Below are 14010 nucleotides of genomic sequence, written 5' to 3' on the forward strand. Positions count from 1 at the left end.
TCAGGCACCGCTCAGCGCTTCCGCGCCGGTGCGGACGCCGCCGGCACCGGCGGCCGCGCTCCGGGCCCCGTCGTTCCCGGCCGCGTCGGCCTGCCGGGCCGCCTCGATCGCCCAGTACACCGCCTCCGGCGTCGCGGGCGAGGCCAGCTCGACGCTCACGCCGCCCGGTCCGAACGCGGCGGCGGCCTGCCGCAGCGCCTCCCGCACCGAAAACGCCAGCATCAGCGGGGGCTCGCCGACCGCCTTGGAGCCGTAGACCGCGCCCTCCTCGGTGGCGTTCTCCAGCAGGTGGACGTTGAATTCCTCGGGCATCTCCGAGAAGCTCGGCAGCTTGTAGGTGCTGGCGGCCTGGGTGAGCAGCCGGCCGCGGTGCGGGCCGTCGCCGGTGTCCCAGCGCAGGTCCTCCAGCGTCAGCCAGCCCGCGCCCTGCACGAAGCCGCCCTCGACCTGACCGATGTCGATCATCGGGGAGAGGCTGTCGCCGACGTCGTGGACGATGTCGACCCGCCGGATGCGGTACGCGCCGGTGAAGCCGTCGACCTCCACCTCGGTCGCCGCGGCGCCGATCGCGAAGTACTTGAACGGGGAGCCCCGGAAGCTCTTCGCGTCCCAGTGCAGCCCCTCGGTCCGGTAGTAGCCGGCCGCCGACAGCTGGACCCGCTGGAAGTACGCGGTGTGCACCAGGTCGTCCCAGGCGAGCTCCTTGTCGCTGCCCAGGGCGCGGGCGACCCCCTCGACGATGCGCACGTCGGAGGCGTTCGAGCCGAGCTGCGAGGCGGCCACCTGGAGCAGCCGTTCGCGCAGTTGCTCACAGGCGTTCTTGATCGCCCCGCCGTTGAGGTCCGCGCCGGAACTGGCGGCGGTGGCCGAAGTGTTGGGCACCTTGTCGGTCCGGGTGGGCGCCAGGCGCACCTTGTGCAGGGGGATGCCCAGGGTGGTCGCGGCCACCTGGAGCATCTTGGTGTGCAGGCCCTGGCCCATCTCGGTGCCGCCGTGGTTGATCAGGACGGAGCCGTCCTTGTAGATCAGGACCAGTGCGCCGCCCTGGTTGAAGGCGGTGAGGTTGAACGAGATGCCGAACTTGACGCCGGTGACCGCCAGGGCCCGCTTGGTGTGCGGGTGCGCGGCGTTGAAGGCGGCGATCTCGCGCTTGCGGTCGGCGATGCCGCCGTTGTCCCGCACCTGCTCCCAGACGGTGGAGATCCGCTCGGGCTGGGTGACCGGCTGCCCGTACGGCGTGGTCTGGCCCTGGCCCGGCCGGTAGAAGTTGCGCTCGCGCAGCTCCATGGGGTCCAGGCCGAGCCGCGGCGCGCAGCGGCCGAGGATGTCCTCGATCACCAGCATGCCCTGCGGTCCGCCGAAGCCGCGGAAGGCGGTGTTGGAGACCGTGTTGGTCCTGGCGATGCGGCCGGCGACGCGCGCGTTGGGAATCCAGTACGTGTTGTCGATGTGGCACAGCGCCCGGGCCAGCACCGGCTCGGACAGGTCCAGGCTCCAGCCGCCGTCCGCGGTCAGCGTGGCGTCCAGGGCCTGGATGCGGCCCTCGGTGTCGAAGCCGATCTTCCAGGTGGCGTGGAAACCGTGCCGCTTGCCGGACATGGTGAGGTCCTGGGTCCGGTTGAGCCGGAACCGGACCGGGCGGCCGGTGAGCTTGGCGCCGAGCGCGGCGACGGCCGCGAAGCCGTGCGGCTGCATCTCCTTGCCGCCGAAGCCGCCGCCCATCCGCAGGCACTGCACGGTCACCTCGTGGGAGGGCACCCCGAGCACGTGCGCGACGATCTCCTGGGTCTCCGACGGGTGCTGGGTGCTGGACTGGATGAACAGCTGCCCGTTCTCGTCGACCTGGGCGAGCGCCGCGTGCGTCTCCAGGTAGAAGTGCTCCTGGCCGGAGAACTGGAACTCGCCGGTGAACACGTGCGCGGAGTCGGCGAAGCCCGCGTCGGTGTCGCCGTGGGTCATGACGGGGCGGGCGCCGTGGTAGCTGTCCGCCGCGATCGCGTCCTGCACCGTGATCACGGAGGGCAGTTCCTCGAGGTCCACCTCGACGGCCGCCGCGCCGAGCCGGGCCGCCTCCAGGGTCTCGCCGAGCACCCAGGCGACGGCGTGGCCGTGGAACATGACCTCGTCGGGGAAGAGCGGCTCGTCGTGCTTCATCCCGGCGTCGTTGACACCGGGCACGTCGGCGCCGGTCAGGACGCGGACCACGCCGGGCACGGCGAGCGCGGGCCCGGTGCGCAGCGCGGTGATCCGGCCGCGGGCCTTCATCACCTGGACGGGGTGGGCGTGCAGCACGTCCTTGGTGCGCTGGACCAGGTCGTCGGTGTAGAGCGCGGTGCCCGTGACGTGCTGGTAGGCACTCTCGTGGGGCAGCGAGACGCCGACGGCCGGCTTCTCGGGACGCTCGGACAGGTGGCTCATGACGGCACCGCCTCGGTGGTCTGGGCGTACAGCTTCAGCAGGCTCTGGCCGAGCATCGCGGAACGGTAGAGGGAGCTGGCGCGATGGTCGTCCATCGGGGTGCCCTCGCCCCGCAGCACCCGGGCCGCGGCCTCGGCGGTCTCCGCCGTCCACGGCCGGCCCTCAAGGGCGGCCTCGGTGGCGAGCGCGCGGACCGGGGTGGCGGCCACGCCGCCCAGGCCGATCCGGGCCTTGCGGACGACGCCTTCCTCGACGTCGAGGGCGAAGGCGACGGCGACGCTGGAGATGTCGTCGAAGCGCCGCTTGGCGATCTTGTGGAAGGCGGTGACCGGCGACAGCGGCAGCGGGAGGCGCACCGCGCGGATCAGCTCACCGGGACGGCGCACGCTCTGCCGGTAGCCGGTGAAGTACTCGGCCAGCGGGACCTCGCGCTCACCGTCGGCGTCGGCGAGGACCAGCGACGCCTCCAGCGCGAGCAGCACCGGCGGGCTGTCACCGATGGGCGAGCCGGTACCGAGGTTGCCGCCGAGGGTGGCGCCGTTGCGGATCAGCCGGGAGGCGAACTGCGGGAACAGCTCCGCCAGCAGCGGTACGGTGCCGTCGAGGCGGCGTTCGATCTCGGTGAGCGTGAGGGCCGCGCCGATCTCGATGCGGTCGTCCTCCACGCGCAGTTCCCGCAGTTCGGGCAGCCGGTCGACGGCGACCACGCAGTCCGCGCGGCGGGAGCGGATGTTGACCTCCACGCCCCAGTCGGTGCTGCCGGCGACCACCACCGCGTCGGGCCGCTCGCGCAGCAGCCGCAGGGTCTCGGCCAGGGTGTCCCGGCGCAGGAACGCGGTGTCGTCCTGGGTGTACTCGGTGGCGACGGCCGCCGGCGGGGCCTGCTCGCGGCGCTGGGCCAGCGGGTCCTCGTCGGTGGGCGCGCCGACGGCGAAGGCGGCGTCGCGGATCGGGCGGTAGCCGGTGCAGCGGCACAGGTTGCCGCTGAGCGCGTGCAGGTCGAAACCGTTGGGGCCGTGCTCGGCGTCGGCCGGCTCCTCGTCCGCGCCCGCGTGCCCGCAGCGGCCGGGCCGGTAGTACTCGGCGGCCATGCTGCACACGAACCCCGGTGTGCAGTAACCGCACTGGGAGCCGCCGCGGACCGCCATCTCCTCCTGCACCGGGTGCAGGGCGGCCGGCGTACCCGGTTCGCCGGCGGTGGCCAGGCCCTCGGAGGTGACGACCTCCTGGCCGTCGAGTGCCGCGACCGGGACCAGGCAGGCGTTGACCGCGACCCAGTCGGTGGGCTTGTTCACGCCGGGGCGGGCCACCAGGACGGAACAGGCGCCGCACTCGCCCTCCGCGCAGCCCTCCTTGGTGCCGGTGAGGCCGCGCTCGCGCAGGAAGTCCAGCACCGTGGTGTGGGGCGCGACGGGGGCGATCGGCTCTTCTTTCCCGTTGACGGTGATGCGTGCCGCTACCATGCCAGGCCTTCATTTCGGTTTCGGGCAGGTCGATTCATCATGTTCGCCAATTCCAGGCAGCTTTCTGTGTTCGGAACGCGCGCGTCAGAGCGCGGGCGCACACCGGCACGCGACAGGGGCATGCCGTGAAGTGAAGAAGGGGAAAACCCGAAATGTGCCACGCGGAGGCACAGCGGAACGGCTACTCAGCAGCCGTGCGCGACCCGACCGGAAACCCAGACCGTACGGCGGGCGAGGCGACCGAGATCAGAGTTGGTGTACATCTGCCCGTCGCCTCCTTTCGATGATTATGGGTCTGCTTCCTTCGCAAATTAGTGGCTGCGGTCACCCGGGTCAAGGGGTGCGGGACAACACGGGCCAACGGGACAACGGAACAACGGAACGACGGGACGACGCGGGGTCTCCCCTCGGTCTCCCCCGCGCAGGACACTTGACCGACGCACAACCGGGGAAGGACCCGGGGATGGGCCGGGAGAGCTCCCCAGTGGTCCGGGGACACCCGGGTGACACCGATGCCGCCGGAGGGGGCGCGACATGCGGGACAGTCATCGGTCGGAGGCCGAGCGGCTACTGGGGCGGGCCGTGGAGGAGGAGGTACGGCGCTCGGGCGGGCGCACGGACGGCAACGTGCTGCTGTCCCGGGCCCGCGCCTCCCTGGACGCGATGGCGGGCACGGCCGCCGAGGAGTACGAGGCCTACACCCGTGCACTGGACGAGGCGGCGGCCGGCCAGCTGACCTTCCGGCAGCGGTACGCCCGGGAGGGCGCCGGCACTCCCCTGCTGGTGGCCGCCGTGGCGGCGGTCGCCGCGGTGGTGGCCGACATGGCCCTCGGCACCGGCGCGGGCACCGCGGTGGGCGCGGGCGTGACCGTCGGGGTCGTCGGTGCCGCGGCGACCGTGGTGAAGGTCGTCGGGTCCCACGTGCCGGCCGCCCACCACCGCGCCGGTGCCGTCAGCCAGCCCGGCGGGCCCGAGCAGCTGCGGTTGCAGTGGCTGACGGCGTTGGAGGTGCGGGGCATCCGGCCGTTCCTGGACCAGCAGCGGATGCTCGCCGCGTCGACCGGTCCCAAGAAGGCGGGGCCCAGGCTGCGGGGCGCCGACAAGAGCGCGGCGGCCCGTGGACGCAGCGCGCTGGAGCAGTCGTTCGCGCAGCTGCCGGAGCCGGAGGCCACCTTCGCGGGCCGGCGGCAGGAGATGGCGCGGCTGCGGCAGTGGGTGCAGGCGGCCCGCGCGAGCGCGCAGACGCAGCCGACGGTGGTGGTGCTGCACGGGGTGCCGGGCAGCGGCCGCACGACGCTCGCCGTGCGCGCCGCCCACGAGCTGCGGGACTACTTCCGCGGGGCCTGCGTGGTCGACCTGCGCGGGGACGGTCCCGTCCCGGGCGGCGAGTCCCCGCTGAGCACCCGGGACGCCCTGCTGCACCTGCTGAACCGGCTCGGGGCGCCCCGCGAGCAGCTGCTGTTCCGGGAGCGTTCCTCGGCGGCCCAGCAGGTCAAGCGGCTCAGCGAGCTGTACCACCAGCACCTGACGGGCGTACCGGTCACCATCGTGCTGGACGACGCCTCGGACGCCGAGCAGGTGCGCACGCTGGTGCCGGAGCGGTCGGACAGCCTCGTGCTGGTCACCGCGCGGGAGCCGCTCCGGCTGCCGCCCGACCTGCCGGCGCGGGTGTACGACCTGCCCGTCGGGGCGCTGGACGCGGTCGGCGCGGAGGAGCTGCTGTCCGCCTGCGCGCAGGACAGCTCGGGCCCCTACGACGCCGACTCCAGCGACCGCATCCGGGAGCTGTGCGGCGGCCTGCCGCTGGCGGTGCGCGTCGCCGGGTCGTCGCTGGGCCCGCGCTCGCCGCGCGCCCTGGCGACCGACCTGGGCGCGTACGGGCCGGTGGAACCGGTGGAACGGGCCCTGTGGCTGCGCTACACCGACCAGCCGGAGCCCGCCCGGCGGCTGCTGCGCCGGCTGGCGCTGGCCGGGCGGACCTCGCTGGGCGCCCCGGCCGCCGCCGCGCTGCTGGCCACGGACGAGACGGAGGCGGCCCGGCAGCTCGCGGAACTGTCGCGGGCGGGCCTGCTGGACCACGTCCGGGGCAGCCGTTACCGGCTGCACGACGTCGTGCGGGCCTTCGCCCTGGCCCGGCTCGCCGACGAGGAGGAACCCGGCGAGCGGGCCGCGGCGCAGGAACGGCTGATCGCGAACTACGCCGAGCTGGCCGACTCGGTGCTGCGCATGGTCGACGGCAACATGTCGACCCGCTCGGACCGGTTCGGGCAGTACGGCTTCACGTCCCTGGACGAGGCGCTGCGCTGGCTGGACGACGAGTCGAGCTTCATCACGGCCGCGCTGCGGCACGCGGAGGGCGTCGACCAGGGCGCGGTGCTGAACCTGCTGGGCGCGCTGTGCGACTACTGCCTGCTGCGCGGCGACCTGTACCGGCTCGGTGAGATCAGCGAGCTGGCGCAGTCCGTGGACCAGGGGCTGCTGGTGCGTTCGGTGCAGTGGCGTACGGGCATCGCGGCGCGGCAGCTGGGCGAGCTGGACACGGCGCGGACGACGCTCAGCTCCGTGGTCGACCTGTACATGGAGGCCCACCACGACGCGGGGGCGGCCCGTGCCCTGTGCTCGCTGGGCATCACGCTGCACCACCAGGGCAACCTGACCGAGGCGGCGGCGAAACTGCGGGAGGCGCTGGACCTGCAGGCATCGCCCGGGCTGGCCACGGACCGGGCATGGACGCTGCACGCGCTGGCGGCGGTGCAGCGGGACCGGGCGCGGCTCGCGGAGGCCATGGACCTGCTCACCGAGTCGCTGGTGCTGCACCGCGCGGGCGAGTCGGTGCACGGCCAGGCGTGGGCCCACTTCCAGCTCGGCCAGCTGCACCTGCGCATGGGGGACGTACCGCGGGCCGAGACGGACCTGCGCACGGCGCTGGAGCTGTACGGCCGCACCCAGGACGCCCGCGGCGAGGCCTGGGCACTGACCCAGCTGGCGCGGGCCCGGCTGGTGGACGGTGACGTGTCCGCGGCGGTGGAACAGCTGCGGCGGGCGGCGACCCGGCACCGCGAGAACGAGGACGCGCGCGGCAAGGCGTGGAGCATCTACTACCTGGGCCAGGCGCTGGAGGAGACGGGCGCCCTGGACCAGTCGGTGCGTGCGCTGGAACGCTCCCGCACGATGTTCTCCCGGATGCGGGACGTGTACGGGCTGGCCTGCGCCCGGCACCACTCGGCCCGCGTCACCCGCGACCAGCGCGCCGTCCAGACGGGCTCGCTGCGCAACTCCGGTTTCGCCCGCCAGCTCCTGGTCGACGCGCGCGCCGACTTCCAGCGCATCGGCGTCGGCCACGGGGAGGCGTGGACCTGCCTGGAGCTGGCGGTCGTGGACGCGGGCAACGCCCGTACGCCGCAGGCACTCGCCCTGTGCGACGAGGCGGCGGCGCTCTTCGCGGCGTACGGCGACCGGCGGGGCGACGACTGGGCCCGCTTCCTGCGCTGCACGCTGCTGCCGTACGCCGCTCCGGGGGGCGTGGAGGTCGGCACGGCGGTGGCGCAGGAGGAGCTGGCCCAGCTGTCCCGCGCCCCCCATCCGGCCCGGGACACCAAGCTGGACGACTACATCGAGGCCTACCAGCTGCTCCTGGAACGCGGCGTCCAACTGGAGTCCGGCTGGCAGGCCTGGCACCTGGGCATGGTCCCGAACCGCCAGGCCCGGGAGGTGATGGGGGTGGCGGTCACGGCGACGCCGTGACCGCGGGCCCGCCCCGGGTCACCCCTTCTGCGGCTCCGCCCGGCCGGAGGTCTCCGCCTCGGCCCCCGGCTCCGGCGACTCTTTGAAGTCCACCTTGCCCATGTGCCGGCTCATGGACCGCATCAGCCCCCACACCGCCAGGGCCATCACCGCGAAGACGATGAACCCGAGGACACCGGGCGTGACCTTGTCCTCGTCCAGCTCGGCGAGAGTGACGAGGTGCGTCATTGCCATGCTTGCGCTTGCACTCATGTCAGGCATTGTCCCGGACGCCCGCGAAGAGGTCGTCCTCGGGGAGGGAGGTTTCCACGAGGGACTTCGCGAGCTCGTACTCCTCGGTGGGCCAGACCTCCTTCTGGATCTCCATCGGCACCCGGAACCACCCGCCGTCGGGGTCGATCTGCGTGGCGTGCGCGATCAGCGCCTTGTCGCGGACCTCGAAGAAGTCGGCGCAGGGCACGTGCGTGGTGAGCGTGCGCTCCTTGCGCTCGAACTCCGACCACCGCTTGAGCCAGTCCTCGTAGGGCGACTCCAGCCCGCGCTCCAGCAGCGCGTTGTGCAGCGCCTGAGTGCGGGGCCGGTTGAAGCCCTGGTTGTAGTAGACCTTCACCGGCTGGTACGCCGCCCCGTACTCCGCCTCCGGGTACTTCTCGGTGTCGGCCGCGCCCTCGAAGGCCACCATCGTGATCTTGTGGGTCATGATGTGGTCGGGGTGCGGGTAGCCGCCGTTCTCGTCGTAGGTGGTGATCACCTGGGGACGGAAGGAGCGGATCTTCCGCACCAGCTCGCCGGCCGCCTTGTCGACGTCCTCCAGGGCGAAGCAGCCCTCCGGCAGGGGCGGCAGCGGGTCGCCCTCGGGCAGCCCGGAGTCGACGAAGCCGAGCCATTCCTGCCCCACGCCCAGGATCTCCCGGGCCTCGTCCATCTCCTTCTTGCGCACCTCGTGGATGTGCTCCTCGATGTACGCGTCGCCCTGGAGCCTGGGGTTGAGGATGGAGCCGCGTTCCCCGCCCGTGCAGGTCACCACCAGCACGTCCACCCCCTCGGACACGTACTTCGCCATGGTGGCCGCGCCCTTGCTCGACTCGTCGTCGGGGTGGGCGTGGACGGCCATCAGTCGCAGCTGGTCAGTCAAGACTCAATCCTCGGTCAGTCGGCGCCCTCGTGCATCGGCGCAATCGGCGGCTTCTATAGTGACCGAATCGGGGGGCGAATAATTCCATGCCCCGGATGACCGGCGCCTGCCGAGAGGACGATCATGAGTACGGCGAGCACACGAGCGCCCGAGAGCCGCTACGGCCGCTCCTCGGACGAACGCGCCGACCGCACACTCAAGATCGTCGGCGCCGTGCTCGGCGCGGTCCTGCTCGCGGTGATCGGCTGGTTCGGCTACCACTACGTCGGCCAGAACAAGATCAGCGGTGAGCTGATCGGCTTCGAGCTGGCCGAGGACTCGGTGCAGGTGCACCTGGAGGTCCGCAAGGACGCCGGGGTCAGCGGCTACTGCACGGTCCGCTCCCAGGCCGAGGACGGCGGTGAGGTCGGCCGGGCCGACTTCCGCTTCGACGGGGACGGCACCCGCATCGACAAGGTGGTCACCCTGCGCACCAAGGCCGCGGGTACCACGGCCGAGCTCCTCGGCTGCCACGCGGACTGACCTGCGGGGTCATGAATCTGGTGGCTTATGTCCTCCCCCTTTGGCCACTCAATTGTTAGGCTCGTGGTTTCGCCCTTCCGTGAAGGAACATCCTTCTGGGTAGGGCGTTGATTTGTATTCCCAGTACCAACGAGGAGCACCCGTGACCCAGACCAGCGAGAACGTCACCTGGCTGACCCAGGAGGCGTACAACAAGCTCAAGGAGGAGCTTGAATACCTTACTGGTCCTGCGCGCACCGAGATCTCTGCCAAGATCGCCGCGGCGCGTGAGGAGGGGGACCTGCGCGAGAACGGCGGATACCACGCGGCGAAGGAGGAGCAGGGCAAGCAGGAGCTCCGCGTGCGCCAGCTGACCCAGCTGCTGGAGAGCGCCAAGGTGGGTGAGGCCCCGGCCGCCGGCGGCGAGGTGGCTCCCGGCATGGTGGTCACGATCGCCTTCGACGGTGACGAGGACGACACGCTGACCTTCCTGCTCGCCTCGCGCGAGTACGCGAGCTCGGACATCGAGACCTACTCGCCGCAGTCCCCGCTGGGCTCGGGCGTCATCGGCCACAAGGTCGGCGAGGACGCGGAGTACGAGCTGCCGAACGGCAAGCTGGCCTCCGTGAAGATCCTCAAGGCCGAGCCGTACAACGGCTGACCCGGCCGACGGCCCGGGCCGGAGCGCCCTGCCATCCGCTTCCGTACGAGCCCCCGGCGTCCTGGTGACGCCGGGGGTTTCGTCATGCGGCGGCCGAGCGGTACTTGCGCACCGCCAGCGTGCGGAAGACCGCGATGATCAGCACGGACCAGATGATCGACGCCCAGACGGGATGCTGCATCGGCCAGGCGTCGGACTGCACGACGCCCGGGTTGCCGAACAGTTCGCGCGTGGCCTGCACCGTGGCGCTGAACGGGTTCCACTCGGCGATGTGCCGCAGCCAGGGGGTCATCTGGCTGGAGTCCACGAAGGCGTTCGACACGAACGTCACCGGGAACAGCCAGATGATGCCGCCCGAGGTGGCCGCCTCGGGGGTGCGCACGGACAGGCCGATGAGTGCTCCGATCCAGGTGAACGCGTAGCCGAGCAGGAGGAGCAGGGCGAAGGCGCCCAGGACCTTTCCGGCGTTGGTCGGCTCGGCGGATCCGGTCCGCCAGCCGACGAGCAGGGCGACGATCGCGAGGACGAGCACGGTGATGCACGTCTGCACGAGGTCGGCGACGGTCCGGCCCGTCAGCACGGCACCGCGCGCCATGGGCAGTGACCGGAACCGGTCGACGAGCCCCTTCTGCATGTCGTCGGCGATGCCGGCGGCCGACCCGGCGGTGGCGAAGGTGACGGTCTGGGCGAAGATGCCCGCCATCAGGAAGTCCTTGTAGACGTCGGGGTCGGTGCTGTTCCCGATCTTCATCGACCCGCCGAAGACGTAGGTGAAGAGGACGACGAACATCACCGGCTGGATGACCCCGAAGAGGACCATCTCGGGGATCCGGGTCATCCGGATCAGGTTCCTGCGGGCGATGACCAGCGAGTCCCGTACGGACTGGCCGACGGAACTCCCGGAACCGGCGGGCGCCGCGGTCTGGGCGGCTTCGGTGGCGGCGCTCACTTGGCGGCCTCCTTCTCGGGCTGGTGACCGGTGTCTGTCTCGGCGTCGCCCTCTTCGGCCCGGGTCTCGGCCGCGTGGCCGGTGAGGGAGAGGAAGACATCGTCGAGGGTGGGACGGCGCAGGCCGATGTCGTCGATCTCGATGCCGCGTATGTCGAGCTCGCGGATGACCTCGGCGAGCAGCTTGGCGCCGCCGGTGACGGGAACGGTGAGCTTGCGGGTGTGCTCCTCGACGGTGGTGGAGCCCTTCCCGAAGCCGGCGAGCACTTCGGATGCCGTCGTCATGTGCTCGCGCTCGTGGACGACGACCTCGACGCGCTCTCCGCCGGTGCGGGCCTTGAGCTGGTCGGAGGTGCCGCGGGCGATGACGTGCCCGCGGTCGACGACCGCGATGTCGTGCGCGAGGTGGTCGGCCTCCTCCAGGTACTGCGTGGTCAGCAGGAGGGTCGTACCGCCGGAGACCAGCTGTTTGATGACTTCCCAGAGCTGCTGGCGGTTGCGCGGGTCGAGGCCGGTCGTCGGTTCGTCCATGAACATCACGGGCGGGGAGACGACCAGGGCGGCGGCCAGGTCGAGCCGTCGGCGCATGCCTCCGGAGTAGGTCTTGGCGGGACGGTCGGCGGCGTCCGAGAGGTGGAACTGCTCGAGCAGCTCGACGGCGCGTGCCTTCGCGGCCTTGGCCCGCATCTGGTAGAGCTGGCCGACCATCTGGAGGTTCTCCCGGCCGGTCAGGTACTCGTCGACCGCGGCGAACTGGCCGGAGAGGCCGATCGAGCGCCGGACCTCGTTGGGGTGCTTGAGCACGTCGATGCCCGCGACGACCGCCTTGCCGCTGTCGGGGCGCAGCAGGGTCGTCAGACAGCGGACGGCGGTGGTCTTGCCCGCGCCGTTCGGCCCGAGCAGGCCGAGGACGGTGCCCTCGGGAACGTCGAGGTCGACGCCGTCCAGAGCCCTTACGTCACCGAAGGTCTTCACCAGGCCTTCGGCATAGATGGCGCCTGGCATATGAGTCTCCACGTCGTCGGGGATTCTTCGAAAAGCCTAGGTTTGTGCATTTCGCTCGGCTCAGCGAGCGATTCACGAGACACCGTAACGCGATGTATCGCGTCTCACAATGCGATTGCCCGCACTGTTACTCGAACGAGTGACGAAGCGATGGCCCGGCTCAGCCGATGACGGGATACCCCGCGTCGTGCAGCGCCCGGCCGACCTCGGCACAGTGCTCCGGACCCTTCGTCTCCAGGTGCAGCTCGACCTCCGCCTCCGTGAGCCCGAGCCGTGGATCGGTCCGCACGTGGCTCACATCGAGGACGTTAGCGTCCACCACTGACAACACCCCGAGAAGCGTGGCGAGGGCGCCGGGCCGGTCCGTCAGCCGCAGCCGGACCGCCAGGTAGCGGCCCTGCGCGGCCATGCCGTGCCGCAGCACGCCCTGCATCAGCACCGGGTCCACGTTCCCGCCGGACAGCACCGCCACGACCGGCCCCGCGAAGGCGCCGGGATCGCTCAGCAACGCCGCCACCGGGCTCGCCCCGGCCGGCTCCACGACCAGCTTGGCCCGCTCCAGGCAGAGCAGCAGGGCCGTGGACAGCTCGTCCTCGGACACCGTGCGCACCTCGTCCACCAAGTCGCCGACGATCCCGAACGGCACGTCACCGGGCCGCCCCACCTTGATGCCGTCGGCCATGGTCGACGGGTTCTCGACGGCCACCGGGCGCCCGGCGGCCAGCGAGGGCGGGTACGCCGCCGCGCCCTCGGCCTGCACGCCCACGATCCGCACGTCCGGCCGCAGCGCCTTCACCGCGACCGCGATCCCGGCCGCCAGCCCTCCCCCGCCGATGCCGACCACGACGGTCCGCACCTCGGGGCACTGCTCCAGGATCTCCAGCCCGACCGTGCCCTGCCCCGCGATGATGTCGGGGTGGTCGAAGGGGTGGATGAACACCGCGCCCGTCCGCTCCGCGTACTCCTGCGCCGCGGCCAGCGTCTCGTCGACCACCTGGCCGTGCAGCCGCACTTCCGCGCCGTAGTCCCGGGTCGCGCTGATCTTGGGCAGCGGCGCGCCCTTCGGCATGAACACCGTCGAGTGCACCCCGAGCAGCGACGACGCCAGCGCCACGCCCTGGGCGTGGTTCCCCGCGCTCGCCGCGACCACGCCGGCGGCCCGCTGCTCGGGCAGCAGACCGGCGATACGGACGTAGGCGCCGCGCAGCTTGAACGAACCGGTCCGCTGCAGGTTCTCGCACTTGAGGTGCACCGGCGCGCCGACCAGCTGCGACAGGTGCCTGCTGCCCTCCATCGCGGTCACCCGCGCCACGCCCGAGAGCATCTTCTGCGCCCCCCGCACGTCGTCGAGGGTGACGGGAGCGGCAGGGGTGACCGTGCGGTAGCTCATGTCTCCAGCATCGCAGTTCACGGGCGTCCGGGGCCGTTGTGACCAACCTCCGAGACCCGCTTTGCCCGGCGCAGGTACGGCTCGCCGCCCGGCCGCGTACCCTGTCCCCCAATTAGCAGCCCTCCACGAAGTGAGCCCCCGGCCATGCCCACAACACCTGAAATGTCGATGGACATGACGACCGCCGGTGACACCGGTCTTCTCGAGACGCTCCAGCACGAGGTCGCGCTCTTCGCCCGTCGTGCCGAACAGACCCGGCTCGGCGGCGTCGGGCAGGTGCGCAACTCCATGGACCGCGCCGCCTACCTGCTGCTCAACCGCCTCGACAAAGAGGGCCCGATGGGCGTGAAGGCGCTCGCCGCGAGCATGGGGATCGACTCCTCGACGGTCACCCGGCAGGTGGCCCCGCTCGTCGACACCGGCCTCGTCAAGCGGACCTCGCACCCCGAGGACGGCCGCGCGGTGGTCCTCCAGCTGTCCCCGCGCGGCGTGTCGCGCCTGGAGGAGGTCCGCTCCTCCAGGCGTCAGCTCATGGCCGAGCTGACCCACGACTGGGCGCCGGAGGAGCGCGAGGCGTTCTGCGCGCTCCTCGCGCGCTTCAACGGCGCTTTGTCCGCCCGTATGGCGCCGTCGGGCATGGCGGCGGGCCAGGAGGCCCCGTCGTCCAGCTGAGACAGCCGCCAGGGCTTTCGCGAGCGGATCCGCACCGGACTCTTGACCGGCGGGCCACCCCTGTCCTGATATG

Annotated in this window: 11 protein-coding genes; 4 read left to right on the forward strand and 7 right to left on the reverse strand. The window is 71.8% G+C overall.

Features of this window, described 5'->3' with window-relative positions; translation table 11 throughout:
- Positions 1-2418, reverse strand: a complete 2418-nt coding sequence (xdhB, locus tag AMK11_RS08115) for a xanthine dehydrogenase molybdopterin binding subunit (protein ID WP_073724703.1) — start codon at positions 2416-2418, stop codon at positions 1-3.
- Positions 2415-3881, reverse strand: a complete 1467-nt coding sequence (locus AMK11_RS08120; protein WP_073724704.1) for a xanthine dehydrogenase small subunit — start codon at positions 3879-3881, stop codon at positions 2415-2417. The genes xdhB and AMK11_RS08120 overlap by 4 nt, the downstream gene beginning before the upstream one ends.
- 534 nt (positions 3882-4415) lie before the next feature.
- Between AMK11_RS08120 and AMK11_RS08125 the strand changes: the two genes are divergently transcribed.
- Complete coding sequence (locus AMK11_RS08125) at positions 4416-7625, forward strand: tetratricopeptide repeat protein (protein WP_073724705.1); 3210 nt, start codon at positions 4416-4418, stop codon at positions 7623-7625.
- A gap of 18 nt (positions 7626-7643) precedes the next feature.
- On the opposite strand, the gene AMK11_RS08130 is transcribed toward AMK11_RS08125, so the two are convergent.
- Positions 7644-7886, reverse strand: a complete 243-nt coding sequence (locus AMK11_RS08130; protein WP_073724706.1) for a hypothetical protein — start codon at positions 7884-7886, stop codon at positions 7644-7646.
- Positions 7879-8739: a mycothiol conjugate amidase Mca gene (gene mca, locus AMK11_RS08135; RefSeq protein WP_073724707.1), complete on the reverse strand. Its 861-nt coding sequence runs from the start codon at positions 8737-8739 to the stop codon at positions 7879-7881. The genes AMK11_RS08130 and mca overlap by 8 nt, the downstream gene beginning before the upstream one ends.
- A gap of 144 nt (positions 8740-8883) precedes the next feature.
- Here mca and AMK11_RS08140 point away from each other — a divergent pair, with 144 nt between their 5' ends.
- A complete protein-coding gene (locus AMK11_RS08140; RefSeq protein ID WP_073724708.1) occupies positions 8884-9282 on the forward strand; it encodes a DUF4307 domain-containing protein in 399 nt (132 codons plus the stop codon).
- A 142-nt stretch (positions 9283-9424) separates the two neighbouring features.
- On the forward strand, positions 9425-9922 hold the full coding sequence (greA, locus tag AMK11_RS08145) for a transcription elongation factor GreA (RefSeq protein WP_073724709.1): 498 nt from the start codon (positions 9425-9427) through the stop codon (positions 9920-9922).
- An 82-nt stretch (positions 9923-10004) separates the two neighbouring features.
- Here the strand turns inward: greA and AMK11_RS08150 are convergent, their stop codons facing one another.
- From AMK11_RS08150 to ilvA, 3 genes are all read right to left on the reverse strand, one after another.
- Positions 10005-10871: an ABC transporter permease gene (locus AMK11_RS08150; protein ID WP_073724710.1), complete on the reverse strand. Its 867-nt coding sequence runs from the start codon at positions 10869-10871 to the stop codon at positions 10005-10007.
- A complete protein-coding gene (locus AMK11_RS08155) occupies positions 10868-11875 on the reverse strand; it encodes an ATP-binding cassette domain-containing protein (protein WP_073724712.1) in 1008 nt (335 codons plus the stop codon). The genes AMK11_RS08150 and AMK11_RS08155 overlap by 4 nt, the downstream gene beginning before the upstream one ends.
- 160 nt (positions 11876-12035) lie before the next feature.
- Entirely contained in the window at positions 12036-13265 is a 1230-nt protein-coding gene (ilvA, locus tag AMK11_RS08160; RefSeq protein WP_073724714.1) for a threonine ammonia-lyase, read from the reverse strand.
- Positions 13266-13427: 162 nt separating this feature from the next.
- Here ilvA and AMK11_RS08165 point away from each other — a divergent pair, with 162 nt between their 5' ends.
- The gene (locus AMK11_RS08165) at positions 13428-13937 is read left to right on the forward strand and encodes a MarR family winged helix-turn-helix transcriptional regulator (protein ID WP_198941333.1); all 510 of its coding nucleotides are present in this window, start codon (positions 13428-13430) and stop codon (positions 13935-13937) included.
- The last annotated feature ends 73 nt before the right edge of the window (positions 13938-14010 follow it).

The sequence above is a fragment of the Streptomyces sp. CB02414 genome, from assembly GCF_001905385.1.
In the GTDB taxonomy this organism is placed as follows: domain Bacteria; phylum Actinomycetota; class Actinomycetes; order Streptomycetales; family Streptomycetaceae; genus Streptomyces.

Bases quoted from the DNA above. Each gene is read 5' to 3' on its own strand.
- AMK11_RS08120 (WP_073724704.1), bottom strand. From the start codon at position 3,881: ATGGTAGCGGCACGCATCACCGTCAACGGGAAAGAAGAGCCGATCGCC.
- AMK11_RS08125 (WP_073724705.1), top strand. From the start codon at position 4,416: ATGCGGGACAGTCATCGGTCGGAGGCCGAGCGGCTACTGGGGCGGGCC.
- ilvA (WP_073724714.1), bottom strand. From the start codon at position 13,265: ATGAGCTACCGCACGGTCACCCCTGCCGCTCCCGTCACCCTCGACGAC.
- AMK11_RS08130 (WP_073724706.1), bottom strand. From the start codon at position 7,886: ATGCCTGACATGAGTGCAAGCGCAAGCATGGCAATGACGCACCTCGTC.
- AMK11_RS08155 (WP_073724712.1), bottom strand. From the start codon at position 11,875: ATGCCAGGCGCCATCTATGCCGAAGGCCTGGTGAAGACCTTCGGTGAC.
- mca (WP_073724707.1), bottom strand. From the start codon at position 8,739: ATGGCCGTCCACGCCCACCCCGACGACGAGTCGAGCAAGGGCGCGGCC.
- xdhB (WP_073724703.1), bottom strand. From the start codon at position 2,418: ATGAGCCACCTGTCCGAGCGTCCCGAGAAGCCGGCCGTCGGCGTCTCG.
- AMK11_RS08140 (WP_073724708.1), top strand. From the start codon at position 8,884: ATGAGTACGGCGAGCACACGAGCGCCCGAGAGCCGCTACGGCCGCTCC.
- AMK11_RS08165 (WP_198941333.1), top strand. From the start codon at position 13,428: ATGTCGATGGACATGACGACCGCCGGTGACACCGGTCTTCTCGAGACG.